The following is a 15744-nucleotide window of genomic DNA, read 5'->3' on the forward strand; positions in this document are numbered from 1 at the left end:
GGCTTTGACATTTTTTTAATTCCCCGAGGGATGAAACCAACTCAATAATTTCAGGATTAAGCTAATAAATCATCGAGATAGACGCTCTGCCACAAATAGCCCTGCATGCCATAAATTGCTTTATGCGACAGCAGGTCGACCTGTTGTTGATTTTCAACACCCTCAACGATGACGCCGTTGCATAATTCGTTGAGATGGTCGAGCAGAATGTCAAAGGTGCGACCGTCGCCAAATTGCCAAAAAAATTCTTTGTCAATCTTGACGATTTCAAATATTCCGCTATCAAACATGGAAAGGTTGGAATAACCTGGACCAAAGTCATCGAGCCATAAAGGGGCCGGCGTCACTTTCGCGACACCTTTTAAAATCAACAGATCGGCGCTATTAAATCGCGCGGTGAAGAATGCTGATATTTCCAGACGCAACAGCGTCAGTTGAGCCAGTTTTTCTTGCATTTCAGCATCTTTAAAAATGCTGGCGACGATATCTCTATCAACATTGACACTGACAATCTGGTCGAACCCTTTCTGGTATAGCTGAATAAGTTTTTCGATCTGGTGGAGGAATAACTGCCATTTAACGTCAGCAGAAAGCTGACTGAAGAACCCAACATCCCTTTCAGGGTTACGCTTATTATTGATATCTGCGTCGTCTACAAGACGCGTTAACAATTCCCTGGCAATCACCTGGCCGGATAAATCGTAAACCGGCTCCAACAAGAACACTGTCTTCGGTTGATTGCTCATTTCACATCCTTACTGCAACTGCCTGATAGCCTTAAACTGTCAGGATTTCTCATGTAAGAAGTAAGGTAAACATTGATAAAACTTAATGTCTTAACTGAAGATTAACGTACTACTTACACTTTGAGAAATAGATTTCAGTAAACACTTCAGGCAACTTCAATCGTTTAAATCAATCAATAACGTAAGTAAATTTCTCTAAAATTCACAAAAGCTCAGAAAACTCTTAATCTAATTTAACTTATCGTTTACCTTAATAGATTTGTAAAAACCTTATCGAATTGAAAAATAATGATAAAAAAAGATTCCGCACGATTTGTTAGCTCTCCTTAACTCAAATTGCAAAAAGTTTTATCTGGCATCTATGCTTCCAAAAGGCGCCAATAACCACTAATTTCTATAGTGACTATTAAAATCTTAATGTTTAAATTTTTATTATGCATTGCAAAGAATACATAACAGAATAACTGCTTAATCCATGATGAATCAGTAAGTAAGGTAAGGATATTAAGAAAATAATCAGCGTTGCCGACTCGCTTTATTAGAGAAAAGAAGGAGATAGCATTTGGGGAGGTAAATGTGGGATTTACGTGACAGGTTACAAATAAGCCAAAGGTGACCGTCTTCACAAATCAAATTAAATTATTGATGCCAGGCGCGGATATAGCAGGAAAAGCGAAAACCGAGCCCTTGCGAGCTCGGTTTAAGAGCAATTAATTACTCATCTTCTAAATAGGTATAACCGTACAAGCCACTCTCGAATTCAGACAAGAATTGCGCGCGCAGCTCTTCATCTATATCCGTTTGTTGCGTTACCTGATCGCGGAACAGCGTCATCAAATCGTTAGGATTCAACTGCACGTACTCAAGCATATCCGCTACGGTATCGCCCTCATCCGACAACTGAACTTCCACGCTGCCATCCGGGAACGCAAACACATCAACCGCTTCGGTATCACCGAACAGGTTATGCATGTTGCCGAGAATTTCCTGATACGCGCCCACCATAAAGAAGCCGAGCATCGGTGGATTGTCGATGTCGTATTCCGGCATCGGCATGGTGGTGGCAATGCCATCGCCATCGACGTAATGATCGATGGTGCCATCGGAGTCACAGGTGATATCGAGCAACACCGCGCGACGCTTCGGCATTTTATTCAGCCCTTCCAGCGGCAGCACCGGGAACAGCTGATCGATGCCCCACGCATCCGGCATTGACTGGAACAGCGAGAAGTTGACGTAAATCTTATCCGCCATGCGCTCCTGCAGCTCATCAATGATCGGGCGATGCGCGCGGTTGCTGGGATCGAGATGCTGCTGAATGTAGTGGCAGATGCTCAGATAAAGCTGCTCTGCCCAGGCGCGCTGGCCGAGATCGTAGGTGCCTGATGAATAACCGGTATGGATGTCGAACAGATCCATTTGGCTATCGTGCAGCCATTCGCGCAGCGAACGACGCACGTCAGGTTCGTGCATCTCCTGCCACGTATCCCACAGGCTCTGAATCGGACGCGGTGAATCGGCATCCGGTGCCACCGGCGTGCTGAACTCGTTACGCTCAACACCAATGATGTTGGACACCAGCACGGTGTGGTGCGCCGTCACCGCACGACCTGACTCGGTGATCACGGTTGGATGCTCCAGCCCGTTCTCTTCACAGGCATCGCCAATCGCCCAAATCACGTTGTTGGCGTATTCGTTCAGACCGTAGTTGACCGAGCAATCTGACTGCGAGCGGGTTCCTTCATAATCCACGCCCAAACCGCCGCCCACATCGAAGCATTTGATGTTAACGCCCAGCTTCGCCAGCTCCACGTAGAAACGCGCCGACTCACGCACGCCGGTCGCGATATCGCGGATGTTGGACATCTGCGAACCGAGATGGAAGTGCAGCAGCTGCAGGCTATCGAGACGGCCCGCTTTGCGCATGATATCGACCAGCTGTAACACCTGCGATGCCGCCAGGCCAAACTTCGATTTTTCACCGCCGCTTGACTGCCACTTGCCTGAGCCCTGCGACGCCAGACGCGCGCGGATACCGAGACGCGGAATTACATTCAGACGCTCGGCCTCTTCCAGCACCAGACGCACTTCGGTCATCTTCTCGATCACCAGATAGACTTTGTGGCCGAGCTTTTCACCGATCAGCGCCAGACGAATGTATTCGCGGTCTTTATAGCCGTTGCAGACAATCACCGAACGGGTTTTACCGGCGTGGGCCAGCACAGCCATCAGCTCGGCTTTCGAACCGGCTTCCAAGCCTAGCGGTTCGCCAGAGTTGACCAGCGACTCAATCACGCGCTTATGCTGATTCACCTTGATTGGGTAAACCAGGAAGTAGTCACCTTTATAGCCGTAAGATTCACGCGCGCGTTTGAAGGCGGCATTAATCGAACGCAGACGATGCTGGAGAATCTGCGGGAAGCAGAACAGCGCCGGCAGACGTTGACCGTCGGCTTCGCGCTCTTTCACCAGCTTCGCTAAGTCAACGCGCACTTCCGGCTGATCCGGATCGGGACACACGCTGATGTGCCCCAGCTCGTTGACGTCGTAATAGTTGTTTCCCCACCAGGCAATGTTGTAGGTACGCAGCATTCTGCTCGCTTCCTGATCGTTCATCGCCACCTCCTGCATGGAGCGGAGTACACCTTGTTCGCCAGCTGACGAACCCTTGATATTCTTCATGTCGTCAGACATCGCGAACCTCAATTTTCCGTTGAAATATGAATTTGTTACCGAGTTTTGTCATGGTGGCGCCAGGTAAAAATTGCCTCATCCTGCTTGCTGCCTCTGTAAGGTTGCACTGTGCAATGCTGACTCTAAGTGTAAAACACCGCGCCAAAGTCGGGGCAAATAGCCTGAGACTTCCACGGTCAGTAGACAGCGAAATAGAGTAATAGATGCAGAGAAATGTTAACCGGCGCGCGTGTCGGGAGAATGAACACAACGTCGATAAGAGAAAAGAACGGTTTTGGAGTGTGAAAGGAGTGCCAGCGCGCCGGAACAGCGCAGTGAACCAAAGCGAAAGAAAGAGTGGTTCATTACTTTAATCACCTCCATCGCCTGCTTAAAGCATGCGAGAAACGGCTTGGGTGAAGGTCAGATTAAATGGCATCTGACGGCGCGACGCACGGCGGCGTCATCCTTTGCGGCTGTGGTCGACAGCAGCGGCGTTTTATACAGCCACGCGGGGTAAATTGCAAAATCTTTGTCAGTAACTGCGCGCGGTGTCAGGAAATGATTCCACTTAGGATGTTGCGGAAAATGCGGGATCGGAAAAAGCACTGGAAAAGTGCTCACTGAGTAACCTAGAATAGCCGTCCAGATGGTTTTCCATCTAAACTGATTAACATTCAGGCGGTGTGAGTTAATGCTCTCGCTGCCACTGCTTGCGGCTTTGCCTGAAGGGGCGTCGAGTCGGTCTGATCCCGCTTACGCTATGCAGTCGTATTCAAACCATTTTTAAGGTAAAGAACAGAATGGCTAAACACCTTTTTACATCTGAGTCCGTATCAGAAGGACATCCTGATAAAATCGCTGACCAAATTTCCGATGCCGTGCTGGATGCGATCCTCGAGCAGGATCCGAAAGCGCGCGTGGCCTGCGAAACTTACGTGAAGACCGGTATGGTGCTGGTTGGCGGTGAAATCACCACCAGCGCATGGGTGGATATCGAAGAGATCACCCGTAATACCGTACGTGAAATCGGCTATGTCCATTCCGATATGGGCTTTGATGCGAACTCTTGCGCAGTGCTGAGCGCGATTGGTAAGCAATCTCCAGACATCAATCAGGGCGTTGACCGTACCGATCCGCTGGAACAAGGCGCGGGCGATCAGGGCCTGATGTTCGGCTACGCCAGCAACGAAACCGATGTGCTGATGCCAGCGCCGGTCACCTACGCGCACCGTCTGGTGCAGCGTCAGGCTGAAGTGCGTAAAAGTGGTTCACTGCCGTGGCTGCGTCCGGATGCAAAAAGCCAGATTACCTTCCAGTACGATGACGGCAAAATTGTCGGTATCGATGCAGTTGTACTCTCGACCCAGCATGCTGAAGATGTGACCACCGCCGATCTGCGTGAAGCGGTGATGGAAGAGATCATCAAGCCGGTTCTGCCGACTGAGTGGATCACCGCCAGCACCAAATACCACATCAACCCAACTGGCCGTTTTGTCATCGGTGGTCCAATGGGCGACTGCGGTCTGACCGGTCGTAAAATTATCGTTGATACTTACGGCGGCATGGCGCGTCACGGTGGCGGCGCGTTCTCAGGTAAGGATCCGTCAAAAGTCGACCGTTCTGCCGCTTACGCTGCACGTTATGTGGCGAAGAACATCGTCGCGGCTGGCCTGGCTGACCGTTGTGAAATCCAGGTTTCTTACGCCATCGGCGTGGCTGAGCCAACCTCGATCATGGTCGAAACTTTCGGTACCGAGAAAGTCTCCACCGAGCAGCTGACGCTGCTGGTGCGCGAGTTCTTCGACCTGCGTCCATACGGCCTGATTCAGATGATGGATCTGCTGAAACCGATCTACAAAGAGACCGCAGCATACGGTCACTTTGGTCGTGAGCACTTCCCGTGGGAGCAGACTGACAAAGCCGCGCAGCTGCGCGAAGCGGCGGGTTTGAAGTAACAGACTCCTCTGCGGGCTGATGCCCTCACCCCGGCCCTCTCCCACGTGAGAGGGAGACGCTGCACGATTTGACATTGAAGCTCGCTCTTGGCGGGCTTTTTTTTATGCCTTTGCATCGTCAGGCACATTTTTCTCCGCCGTCTACACTTCTTTCACCTCGCTTACAACTTAGTGATAACGATTACATTTTGAAATCCTTTATCAATCGGCAATTTAGAGATTTTTCAGCGTAGTTATTACTCTGAAAATGCGTTATTTTCAGCGTCGTCTGATAGCCGGTATTTAGTGCGATGTCAGAAACTTAAAGGGTGCTATACCTTACTGGTTACGTAACTATTTCGGGCGGAAAATGCTGGATTGCAGGGTTTCAGCGTGTGTAACCGATTACACTGATGTGATCTTACTCACTTTTTTCCGCCGACAGGTTTCATAACATTGATAACAACAACGATGGATAAACTTTGGAGGCTTCATGCCTGGTAATAATCACAAGAGCAGAACTTCAAATAAGGTCATGACCTTGTTTGTCTGCTTCTTAGCGGCGCTGGCCGGCTTGCTGTTTGGTCTGGATATCGGTGTTATCGCCGGTGCTCTGCCTTTCATCGCGAAAGATTTTAACGTCACTGCCCACCAGCAAGAGTGGATCGTCAGCTCAATGATGTTTGGTGCTGCAGTCGGTGCGGTGGGCAGCGGCTGGATGTCATCGCGTCTGGGTCGTAAAAAGAGCCTGATGGCCGGTGCGATTCTTTTCGTTATCGGTTCACTGTGGTCTGCGGGTGCAACCAGCCCGGAAATGCTGATCGCCGCGCGTGTGGTGCTTGGCCTGGCCGTGGGTGTTGCCTCTTACACCGCGCCGCTGTATCTCTCGGAAATCGCACCAGAGAAGATTCGCGGCAGTATGATTTCGCTGTATCAGCTGATGATCACCATCGGTATTCTGGCGGCGTATCTCTCCGATACCGCGTTCAGCGACGCTGGCGCATGGCGCTGGATGCTGGGCATCATCACTATTCCTGCGGTACTGCTGCTGATTGGCGTCTTCTTCCTGCCCAACAGCCCACGCTGGCTGGCGGCTAAAGGTGACTTCCGCAGTGCTGAGCGCGTGTTATCGCGCCTGCGTGATACCAGTGAACAAGCCAAACGCGAACTGGATGAAATCCGTGAAAGCCTGAAAATTAAACAGTCGGGCTGGCAGCTGTTCCAGAGCAACAGCAACTTCCGCCGCGCAGTGTTCCTTGGCGTGCTGTTGCAGGTGATGCAGCAGTTCACCGGCATGAACGTCATCATGTACTACGCACCGAAGATCTTCGAAATCGCTGGCTTTGCCAACACCACGCAGCAAATGTGGGGCACGGTCATTGTTGGTCTGGTGAACGTGCTGGCGACCTTTATTGCTATCGGTCTGGTGGATCGCTGGGGCCGTAAACCTACGCTGCTGCTGGGCTTCCTGGTGATGGCGCTGGGTATGGGCATTCTCGGCACCATGCTGCACATCGGCATCCATTCTCAAGAAGCGCAATACTTCGCGGTGGCGATGCTGCTGATGTTCATCATTGGTTTTGCGATGTCTGCTGGCCCGCTGATTTGGGTACTGTGTTCCGAGATTCAGCCGCTGAAAGGCCGCGACTTCGGTATCACGGTGTCCACCGCGACCAACTGGATTGCCAACATGATTGTCGGTGCTACCTTCCTGACCATGCTGAATACGCTGGGCAACGCGCCAACCTTCTGGGTTTACGCCGGTCTGAACGTGTTCTTCATTCTGCTGACGCTCGCGCTGATTCCAGAGACCAAAAACGTCTCGCTGGAGCACATCGAGCGCAACCTGATGTCCGGCAAAAAACTGCGCGACATCGGTCAGAAGTAATCCCGATGAGCGAATGCAAGGGCTGCCAATTGGCAGCCCTTTTTATTTGAGATCGTTCCGGCAACCTTTTATGCTGCCCTCCATGAAAACACCGCGCCTTCCCATCGCCTTACAACAAGCCGTTATGCGCTCGCTGCGCCACTATTTACAGCTGGCCAACGAGAAGCTGGAACGTCGCTTTGATGAGCCCTCGCTGGTTTATCAGCAGCGCGGCACCGCTGCAGGCACCGCATGGCTGGAGAAGTGGGAAATCCGCATCAATCCGGTGCTGCTGCTGGAGAATCAGCAGGCATTCGTTGATGAAGTGGTGCCGCACGAACTGGCGCATCTGCTGGTGTGGAAAACCTTTGGCCGCGTGCCGCCGCACGGCAAAGAATGGAAATGGATGATGGAGAGCGTGCTCGGCGTGCCTGCGCGCCGCACCCACCAGTTTGAAATCGCCTCGGTGCGCAGCAACACCTTCCCCTATCGCTGCCGCTGTCAGCAGCATCAGCTCACCGTACGGCGCCATAATCGTGTGCTGCGTGGAGAAAGCGAATATCGCTGTGTGCACTGCAAATCCCTGCTGCAACCCGGTGAGTATTTATCGAATTAGTTCAGCAACCTAGCCTAATCTCATATCCCGTGCGTCATCATTCTGTTACCCTGCCGCCCTTTTTCAGGACCAGGTTAATTTTTGGAATATGTCTCGCAAAACGTTGCTGTTACTTACCTTGTTAGTTGCCCCACTTAGCGCTTACAGCCTCAGTTTCACTCACTATCATCAAAACAATTTTAGTCAGGCCAAAGCCTATGCGGCGCAGATCAACGCAGATGCGCCCGCCGACTTTTACTGCGGCTGCAAAATCAGCTGGCACGGCAAAAAGGGCGTACCGGATCTAAGCAGTTGCGGCTACAGCGTGCGTAAGAACGCCAATCGCGCCGAACGCATTGAGTGGGAACATGTGATGCCCGCGTGGGAGTTCGGCCATCAGCGTCAGTGTTGGCAAAACGGCGGCCGCAAAAGCTGCAGCAAAGATGCCGATTACCGCCGCATTGAGAGCGATCTGCATAACCTGCAGCCGGCGATTGGTGAAGTGAACGGCGACCGCAATAATTTCCAGTACAGCCAATGGAACGGCGGCGAACAGCAGTACGGTCAATGCAGCATGAAGGTCGATTTTAAGCAGAAACTGGCGCAGCCGCCGGAGCGTGCGCGTGGCGCCATTGCCCGCACTTACTTCTATATGCGCGACCAATATCACCTGCGCCTGTCGCGTCAGCAAACCCAGCTGTTTACCGCGTGGGATAAGCAATATCCGGTGACGAGCTGGGAGTGTGAGCGCGACAATCGCATCGCCAAAGTGCAGGGAAATCACAATTCCTACGTACAGCAGGCTTGCCAGCGCTAAAAGCGCTACCCTACACTAGCTTTTTTCGATTGCGCCGTGTCCGCTGACACGGCATAACGCTGGCAGGAACCGCATGCGTATACCTCGCATTTATCATCCCGAATCTCTCGAAGTTAACAGTGAAGTCTTCCTCGATGAAGATGCCGCTAACCATGTTGGACGCGTGCTGCGCATGACGGCCGGTCAGCAAATTGAGCTGTTTGATGGCAGTAATCTGACTTTTAGCGCCGAAATCACCCAGGCTGATAAAAAGCGTGTAAAAGTAAGGGTCCTTGCCAGCCAGGCTGATGACCGTGAATCCCCGCTGCATTTACATCTCGGTCAGGTGATGTCGCGCGGTGAAAAAATGGAATTCACTATCCAGAAATCGATCGAACTTGGCGTGAATGTGATTACGCCCTTGTTTTCTGAACGCTGCGGCGTAAAGCTGGACGCCGAGCGGCTGGCAAAAAAAATTCAGCAATGGCAGAAAATCGCGATTGCCGCCTGTGAACAGTGCGGCCGTAATCGTGTGCCGGAAATTCGCGAGCCGATGACATTGCAAGCCTGGTGCGCGGAAGCCGAAGACGGTTTGAAGCTCAATTTGCATCCGCGCGCCAGCCACAGCATCAACACGCTGCCGCAGCCGGTAGAGCGCCTGCGCTTGCTGATTGGGCCGGAAGGTGGCTTAACCGCCGATGAAATTGCCATGACCGCGCAGCAGGGTTTTACCGATATTCTGCTTGGACCCCGCGTGTTGCGCACCGAAACCACCGCACTCACCGCCATTACGGCACTTCAGGTGAGGTTTGGTGACCTCGGTTAAGCGATACTTTAGGGTTCGAACGTAACTTCACAGCACAACGCTTTCGGGGTAAATGCTTCCCCATTTAGGAGAGAATAATGATTAAGCTTGGCATCGTTATGGACCCGATTTCGTCCATCAATATTAAAAAAGACACCAGCTTCGCCATGTTGCTGGAAGCACAGCGCCGTGGTTACGAAATTCATTACATGGAGATGGGCGATCTCTCCCTGCGCGGTGGCGTGACTTACGCGCGCACGCGTCTGCTGAGCGTTGAGCAGAACTACGACAACTGGTACACGTTTGGCAGCGAGCAGAATATCCCGCTGGCCGATCTTAACGTGGTGCTGATGCGTAAAGATCCGCCGTTCGACACCGAATTTATCTATGCCACATACCTGCTGGAACGCGCAGAAGAGCAAGGTACGCTGATCGTGAACAAACCGCAGAGCCTGCGCGACTGCAACGAGAAGCTGTATACCGCATGGTTCGCCGACCTGACGCCAGATACGCTGGTCACGCGTAATAAAGAGCAGCTGCGCGCCTTCTGGCAGGAGCATGGCGACGTGATCCTTAAGCCGCTGGACGGCATGGGCGGCGCCTCGATCTTCCGCGTGAAACAGGACGATGCCAACTTCGGCGTGATCACCGAAACCCTGACTAATCACGGCCAGTACTTCTGCATGGCGCAGAACTATCTGCCGGCGATCAAAGACGGCGACAAACGCGTGTTGGTGGTGGATGGCGAACCCGTACCTTACTGCCTGGCGCGCATTCCGCAAGGCGGCGAAACGCGCGGTAATCTGGCAGCCGGTGGCCGTGGTGAAGCGCGTCCGCTGAGCGATAGTGACTGGGAAATTGCGCGTCGCGTTGGCCCCACGCTGAAAGCCAAAGGGCTGATTTTTGTCGGCCTGGATATTATCGGTGATAAACTGACTGAAGTTAACGTGACCAGCCCAACCTGCGTACGTGAAATCGAGGCCGCGTTCCCGATATCGATCACTGGCATGCTGATGGATGCCATTGAGAAACGCCTGGGCTGATGCCGTCGGAGTCTCCACTCCGTGAACACCCAAAACCGGCGCTGCCGCGGCTGCGCCGGTTATTTTTGGTATACAAGTGATAATGAATTTACAGCATCATTTTCTAATTGCGATGCCGTCGCTGCAGGACCCACTGTTCAAACGCTCGGTAGTCTATATCTGCGAGCACAATGAAGATGGCGCCATGGGTTTGATCGTTAATAAGCCAATGGACAACCTGACGGTCGAAGGCATCCTTAAAAAGCTTAAAATTAGCCCATCCGAACGCGATCCTGCCATCAAACTGGACAAGCCAGTGTTTGCCGGTGGTCCGCTGGCGGAAGATCGTGGTTTCATACTGCACTCGGCGCAGCGCATTTACTCCTCGAGCATTCGTATTTCAGACACCACGGTGATCACCACCTCACGTGATGTGCTGGAAGCGATCGGCACCACTTCACAGCCCGATAACGTGCTGGTGGCGCTGGGTTATTGCGCCTGGGAGAAAGGTCAGCTGGAAGAGGAGTTGCTGGAGAATGCCTGGCTTACCTCGCCGGCTAACACCAATATTCTGTTCCAGACGCCCATCGCTGAACGCTGGCGTGAAGCGGCACGCGGATTGGGCGTCGATATTCACAACATTGCCACCGATGCAGGGCACGCCTGATGGCCAGTGAAACCTTACTGGGCTTCGATTTCGGCACCAAAAGCATCGGCGTTGCTGTCGGTCAGCAATTAACGGGCACCGCGCGCGCGTTGACGGCGCTAAAAGCGCAGGATGGCACGCCGGACTGGAAGCTGATCGAAAAGCTGCTGAAAGAGTGGCAGCCCAATTATGTGGTGGTGGGCTTGCCGCTGAATATGGATGGCACCGAACAGGAACTTACTGCGCGCGCACGTAAGTTCGCCAATCGCCTGCATGGTCGTTTTGGCGTACGCGTCGAGCTGCAGGACGAGCGCCTGAGCACCGTTGAAGCGCGTGCCGATCTGTTTGAACGCGGCGGCTTTCGCGCGTTGCAGAAAGGCCAGGTTGATTCCCAATCCGCGGTGATTATCCTCGAAGATTGGTTTGATACGCATTAAAGCCATCCAGATCTGGCACATGGCGTAGCGGCGCATTTATTGCGCATTGCCACGGATGAGCAGGGCAGCGGCATAAATATGCGCGATGAATCGCGCCGCTACAATGGGTTGGTTTTCCGCCTTTGAGCGCCTATCTGGCTCTCTTCAAATCATCCCCGCCGCCTGACGCCCCTGCTCGCTCTGCGCAAAGGTTTGCATGCCCGCCTGCGCGCCGGTTTGCAACACGCCAGGCAACTGATGCATCTTGCCTTCGCGGATCAGGTTCGCCACCGCCGGCGTCGCCACCAACACTTCAAACAAGCCGATGCGCCCGCCCGCTTTTGCCGGCACTAAACGTTGCGCCAGCACCGCTTTCAGGCTGCCCGCTAATTGAGTGCGCACCAGGTTTTTCTCCTCAGCGGGAAAGACATCCACCAGCCGATCAACCGCCTGGGTTGCGCCGCGCGTATGGAGCGTGGCCAGCACCAGATGCCCGGTTTCTGCTGCAGTGAGCGCCAGGCGGATGGTTTCGCTGTCGCGCAGTTCGCCGAGCAGAATCACATCAGGATCTTCACGCAGCGCGGCTTTCAGCCCGTGTTGAAACGAGGCACAGTGCGCACCTACTTCGCGCTGTTGAATCAGCGAGCGCTGGCTGCGATGCACAAACTCAATCGGATCTTCCAGCGTCAGAATGTGCCGCGCCTGCTGACGATTCAGACAATCCACCATCGCCGCCAGCGTGGTGGATTTGCCGCTGCCGGTGGCGCCGGTAATTAAAATCAGCCCCTCTTCCAGCTGTAATAGCTGGCTCACCACCTCGGGCAGATGCAGGCTGCTGAGATCGGGCGCCTGGCTGGCAATCAGCCGCAGCGCCAGCGATAAGCCGTGACGCTGCATAAACAGGTTGGCGCGCAGCCGTATGCCGCTGGCAAGCGTAATAGCGAAGTCAACGTGGCCGTTCTCCTCCAGCTCGGCCTGCTGCGACGCCGTGAGCCACTGCTGCATAAAGGCTTCCAGCCAGCCGCCATCCAGCGCGCTCTGCTGCGGAATCGGCTCCAGCACGCCTTGTCGCCGCCAGTGCGGCAAATGTCCGCTGCAAAGGTGCAGATCGGCGGCGTTATGCTTTACACTAAGGGCCACTATTTCATCCAACTCCATTTAGCTTCTCCTGACTATGACTTCCATTGAGCACAACTTACAGCAAGTGCGTGAGCGTATCGCCGCCGCCGCCGCACGTTGCGGCCGCGCGCCAGAAGAAATTACGCTGCTTGCAGTGAGCAAAACCAAACCTGCGAGCGCGGTCGCAGAAGCCATTGCCGCTGGACAACACGCGTTCGGTGAGAATTACGTGCAGGAAGGGGTTGAAAAAGTGGCTGAGCTGGCCGCACATCCTGATTTGCAATGGCACTTTATCGGCCCGCTGCAATCCAATAAAAGCCGTCTGGTGGCGGAAAACTTCGCCTGGTGCCACACCGTGGACCGCCAGCGCATCGCGCAGCGTCTGAACGATCAGCGCCCGGCGTCGTTGCCGCCGCTCAACGTGTTAATTCAGGTAAATATCAGTGACGAGAACAGCAAATCTGGCATCATGCTGGAGGCGTTGCCGGAGCTGGCACAGCAGATCGCCGCACTGCCGAATTTGCGCTTGCGTGGGCTGATGGCGATTCCGGCGCCAGAGTCAGAATACGCACGGCAACTGGCGGTGTGTCAGCAGATGGCCGCCGCGTTTCAAACCTTAAAACAGGACTATCCTGACGTCGATACGCTTTCTCTGGGAATGAGCGACGATATGGACGCGGCAATCGCCGCGGGCAGCACCATGGTGCGTATTGGCACCGCCGTTTTTGGCGCGCGGGATTATGCGCGACCTTCACAACAATAATTGAGGAACCTCATGTTAACACTGACGTTTTTAGTCAAAACGCTGATCGATTTGTACGTGATGGTGCTGCTGCTGCGCATCTGGATGCAGTGGTCGCGCTGTGACTTCTACAATCCGCTGGCGCAGTTTGTCGTGAAGATCACCCAACCGATTATCAAGCCGCTGCGCCGTGTCATCCCGGCCATTGGCCCGATTGATACCGCATCGCTGCTGCTGGCCTTTGTGCTGACCACGCTGAAATATCCGATCCTGCTGCTGATTCAGGTCGGCGTGTTCTCCGTTGATCCCACCAACCTGCTGGTTGGCCTGCTGTCGCTGGTGAAGTCCGCCGGTTATCTGGTGTTCTGGGTGATCATCATTCGTTCGCTGATGAGCTGGATCAGCCAGGGTCGCGGCCCGGTGGATCAGGTTCTGATGCAGCTGACTGAACCGCTGATGTCACCGATTCGCCGTATTCTGCCGGCGATGGGCGGTATCGATTTCTCTGCCATGATTGTGATTCTGGTGCTGTACGCGCTGAATTTCCTCGGCATGGACCTGTTCCCAGGTCTCTGGTATTTGCTGTAATTCGTCTATCTGGAACTGTTATGCAAAAAGTTGTACTCGCGACCGGAAATCCCGGCAAAGTCCGCGAACTGGCCGATCTGTTAGCGGCCTTCGGACTTGATATCGTGGCGCAAACCGAACTCGGCGTTGAGTCGGCGGAAGAAACCGGCCTGACCTTCATCGAAAACGCCATCCTGAAGGCGCGTCATGCGGCTGAGATTACCGGTTTACCGGCGATTGCCGACGATTCCGGTCTGGCGGTCAATGCGCTGGGCGGCGCGCCGGGGATCTACTCCGCGCGCTATGCGGGTGTTGATGCCAGCGACCAGCAAAATCTGGATAAGCTGCTGGTGGCATTGGAAAACGTGCCGGATGGCAAACGTCAGGCTCAGTTCCACTGCGTGCTGGTTTACCTGCGTCACGCTGCCGATCCCACGCCGCTGGTGTTCCACGGTAGCTGGGCTGGGGAAATCACCCGCGCGGCAGCGGGCGCAGGCGGTTTTGGTTACGATCCCATCTTTTATGTCCCTGAATTGGGTAAAACGGCGGCAGAGCTGAGTAAAGACGAAAAGCGCGCCGTCTCTCACCGTGGTAAAGCATTGACGCTGCTGCTGGAAGCGATGCGCAATGCCTGAGTTTTCACCTACGTTGCCGCCATTAAGCCTGTACATCCATATTCCGTGGTGTGTGCAGAAGTGTCCGTACTGTGATTTCAACTCTCACGCGTTAAAAGGCGAGGTGCCGCACATTGAGTATGTGCAGCACCTGCTCAACGATCTCGAACAGGATTTACCGCTGACCGGCGGCCGTGAAGTGCGCACGATTTTCATCGGCGGCGGCACGCCAAGCCTGTTGAGCAGCAATGCGATGCAGATGCTGATGGACGGCGTGCGTGCGCGTTTGCCGCTGGCGGCCGATGCGGAAATCACCATGGAAGCCAATCCAGGCACCGTTGAAGCCGATCGCTTTAGCGCCTACCAGAAAGCCGGTATTAACCGTATTTCGATTGGCGTGCAGAGTTTCAGTCCACAGAAGCTTGAGCGTTTAGGCCGCATTCACGGGCCGGAAGAAGCCGTGCGCGCCGCCCAGCTGGCTGAAGGATTAGGCCTGCGCAGTTTTAACCTCGACCTGATGCACGGCTTGCCGGATCAGTCGCTGGGGGAAGCGCTGGATGATCTGCGCCAGGCGATTGCGCTCAATCCGCCGCATCTGTCGTGGTATCAGCTGACGATTGAGCCGAACACCTTATTCGGTTCGCGCCCGCCAAAACTGCCGGATGACGATGCGCTGTGGGATATTTTTGAGCAAGGTCATCAACTGCTGAGCGCCGCAGGTTATCAGCAATATGAAACCTCGGCGTATGCCAAACCGGGTTATCGCTGCGAGCACAATCTCAACTATTGGCGCTTCGGGGATTACCTCGGGATTGGCTGTGGTGCCCACGGTAAGCTGACGCAAGCCGATGGTCGCATCGTGCGCACGGTGAAAACCCGTCATCCGCGCGGCTTTATGAAAGGCAACTATCTCGATAAGCAGCACGTCGTGGCCGAGAACGACAAGCCGTTCGAGTTCTTTATGAACCGTTTTCGTCTGCTGGAAGCCGCACCGCGCGCCGATTTCCGCCGCTATACCGGCATGGATGAGCAGGTGATTCGCCCGCAAATCGATGCGGCGATAAGTGCAGGATACGTGGAGGAAACCACGGAGAGCTGGCAGATCACTGAGAAAGGCAAACTGTTCCTGAACTCGCTGCTGGAACTGTTCCTGACGGAAGAGTAATGAAAAATGCCCGGCTTATACCGGGCATCTTTTT

15 protein-coding genes are annotated in these 15744 nt (G+C 53.9%); 12 read left to right on the forward strand and 3 right to left on the reverse strand.

All coding sequences use genetic code 11. The features are described from left to right. Positions 1-56: 56 nt before the first annotated feature. Complete coding sequence (locus tag AAF463_RS15745) at positions 57-746, reverse strand: EAL domain-containing protein (RefSeq protein ID WP_350261081.1); 690 nt, start codon at positions 744-746, stop codon at positions 57-59. Between the two features lie 714 nt (positions 747-1460). Further along, positions 1461-3440 (reverse strand): biosynthetic arginine decarboxylase, encoded by a 1980-nt coding sequence (gene speA, locus AAF463_RS15750; protein WP_101761914.1) that lies wholly within the window; start codon positions 3438-3440, stop codon positions 1461-1463. 782 nt (positions 3441-4222) lie between these two features. Between speA and metK the strand changes: the two genes are divergently transcribed. From metK to ruvX, 8 genes are all read left to right on the forward strand, one after another. Continuing rightward, positions 4223-5377 (forward strand): methionine adenosyltransferase, encoded by a 1155-nt coding sequence (gene metK / locus AAF463_RS15755; protein ID WP_061720231.1) that lies wholly within the window; start codon positions 4223-4225, stop codon positions 5375-5377. A 472-nt stretch (positions 5378-5849) separates the two neighbouring features. Then, complete coding sequence (locus AAF463_RS15760) at positions 5850-7244, forward strand: sugar porter family MFS transporter (RefSeq protein WP_101761913.1); 1395 nt, start codon at positions 5850-5852, stop codon at positions 7242-7244. 82 nt (positions 7245-7326) lie between these two features. Next, complete coding sequence (locus AAF463_RS15765; RefSeq protein ID WP_271461062.1) at positions 7327-7839, forward strand: SprT family zinc-dependent metalloprotease; 513 nt, start codon at positions 7327-7329, stop codon at positions 7837-7839. Positions 7840-7927: 88 nt separating this feature from the next. Next, positions 7928-8635 (forward strand): deoxyribonuclease I, encoded by a 708-nt coding sequence (gene endA / locus AAF463_RS15770; protein ID WP_192236412.1) that lies wholly within the window; start codon positions 7928-7930, stop codon positions 8633-8635. A gap of 73 nt (positions 8636-8708) precedes the next feature. Beyond that, positions 8709-9440 (forward strand): 16S rRNA (uracil(1498)-N(3))-methyltransferase, encoded by a 732-nt coding sequence (gene rsmE / locus AAF463_RS15775; protein ID WP_008107252.1) that lies wholly within the window; start codon positions 8709-8711, stop codon positions 9438-9440. A 77-nt stretch (positions 9441-9517) separates the two neighbouring features. Beyond that, a complete protein-coding gene (gene gshB, locus AAF463_RS15780; protein ID WP_110868023.1) occupies positions 9518-10462 on the forward strand; it encodes a glutathione synthase in 945 nt (314 codons plus the stop codon). Positions 10463-10544: 82 nt separating this feature from the next. Continuing rightward, entirely contained in the window at positions 10545-11108 is a 564-nt protein-coding gene (locus AAF463_RS15785; RefSeq protein ID WP_101761908.1) for a YqgE/AlgH family protein, read from the forward strand. Then, positions 11108-11524 (forward strand): Holliday junction resolvase RuvX, encoded by a 417-nt coding sequence (ruvX, locus tag AAF463_RS15790; protein ID WP_101761907.1) that lies wholly within the window; start codon positions 11108-11110, stop codon positions 11522-11524. Before AAF463_RS15785 ends, ruvX begins: the two co-directional genes overlap by 1 nt. Before the next feature lie 144 nt (positions 11525-11668). Here ruvX and AAF463_RS15795 read toward each other — a convergent pair whose 3' ends face one another. Then, positions 11669-12661 (reverse strand): type IV pilus twitching motility protein PilT, encoded by a 993-nt coding sequence (locus AAF463_RS15795; protein ID WP_101761906.1) that lies wholly within the window; start codon positions 12659-12661, stop codon positions 11669-11671. 16 nt (positions 12662-12677) lie between these two features. Here AAF463_RS15795 and AAF463_RS15800 point away from each other — a divergent pair, with 16 nt between their 5' ends. The 4 genes from AAF463_RS15800 to hemW are packed head-to-tail and all read left to right on the forward strand — an operon-like array spanning position 12678 to position 15710. Further along, entirely contained in the window at positions 12678-13385 is a 708-nt protein-coding gene (locus tag AAF463_RS15800) for a YggS family pyridoxal phosphate-dependent enzyme (protein ID WP_101761905.1), read from the forward strand. 12 nt (positions 13386-13397) lie between these two features. Then, positions 13398-13952 (forward strand): YggT family protein, encoded by a 555-nt coding sequence (locus AAF463_RS15805; RefSeq protein WP_008107240.1) that lies wholly within the window; start codon positions 13398-13400, stop codon positions 13950-13952. Between the two features lie 20 nt (positions 13953-13972). Then, on the forward strand, positions 13973-14566 hold the full coding sequence (locus tag AAF463_RS15810; protein ID WP_110868025.1) for an XTP/dITP diphosphatase: 594 nt from the start codon (positions 13973-13975) through the stop codon (positions 14564-14566). Further along, a complete protein-coding gene (gene hemW / locus AAF463_RS15815) occupies positions 14559-15710 on the forward strand; it encodes a radical SAM family heme chaperone HemW (protein WP_271461059.1) in 1152 nt (383 codons plus the stop codon). The genes AAF463_RS15810 and hemW overlap by 8 nt, the downstream gene beginning before the upstream one ends. Positions 15711-15744: the final 34 nt, after the last annotated feature.

The sequence above is a fragment of the Pantoea sp. BJ2 genome (assembly GCF_040255075.1).
Classification (GTDB): domain Bacteria; phylum Pseudomonadota; class Gammaproteobacteria; order Enterobacterales; family Enterobacteriaceae; genus Pantoea; species Pantoea leporis.

Excerpts from the sequence above, each read along its gene's own strand:
- AAF463_RS15745 (WP_350261081.1), bottom strand. The coding sequence starts at position 746 with ATGAGCAATCAACCGAAGACAGTGTTCTTGTTGGAGCCGGTTTACGAT.
- speA (WP_101761914.1), bottom strand. The coding sequence starts at position 3,440 with ATGTCTGACGACATGAAGAATATCAAGGGTTCGTCAGCTGGCGAACAA.
- metK (WP_061720231.1), top strand. The coding sequence starts at position 4,223 with ATGGCTAAACACCTTTTTACATCTGAGTCCGTATCAGAAGGACATCCT.
- AAF463_RS15760 (WP_101761913.1), top strand. The coding sequence starts at position 5,850 with ATGCCTGGTAATAATCACAAGAGCAGAACTTCAAATAAGGTCATGACC.
- AAF463_RS15765 (WP_271461062.1), top strand. The coding sequence starts at position 7,327 with ATGAAAACACCGCGCCTTCCCATCGCCTTACAACAAGCCGTTATGCGC.
- endA (WP_192236412.1), top strand. The coding sequence starts at position 7,928 with ATGTCTCGCAAAACGTTGCTGTTACTTACCTTGTTAGTTGCCCCACTT.
- rsmE (WP_008107252.1), top strand. The coding sequence starts at position 8,709 with ATGCGTATACCTCGCATTTATCATCCCGAATCTCTCGAAGTTAACAGT.
- gshB (WP_110868023.1), top strand. The coding sequence starts at position 9,518 with ATGATTAAGCTTGGCATCGTTATGGACCCGATTTCGTCCATCAATATT.
- AAF463_RS15785 (WP_101761908.1), top strand. The coding sequence starts at position 10,545 with ATGAATTTACAGCATCATTTTCTAATTGCGATGCCGTCGCTGCAGGAC.
- ruvX (WP_101761907.1), top strand. The coding sequence starts at position 11,108 with ATGGCCAGTGAAACCTTACTGGGCTTCGATTTCGGCACCAAAAGCATC.
- AAF463_RS15795 (WP_101761906.1), bottom strand. The coding sequence starts at position 12,661 with ATGGAGTTGGATGAAATAGTGGCCCTTAGTGTAAAGCATAACGCCGCC.
- AAF463_RS15800 (WP_101761905.1), top strand. The coding sequence starts at position 12,678 with ATGACTTCCATTGAGCACAACTTACAGCAAGTGCGTGAGCGTATCGCC.
- AAF463_RS15805 (WP_008107240.1), top strand. The coding sequence starts at position 13,398 with ATGTTAACACTGACGTTTTTAGTCAAAACGCTGATCGATTTGTACGTG.
- AAF463_RS15810 (WP_110868025.1), top strand. The coding sequence starts at position 13,973 with ATGCAAAAAGTTGTACTCGCGACCGGAAATCCCGGCAAAGTCCGCGAA.
- hemW (WP_271461059.1), top strand. The coding sequence starts at position 14,559 with ATGCCTGAGTTTTCACCTACGTTGCCGCCATTAAGCCTGTACATCCAT.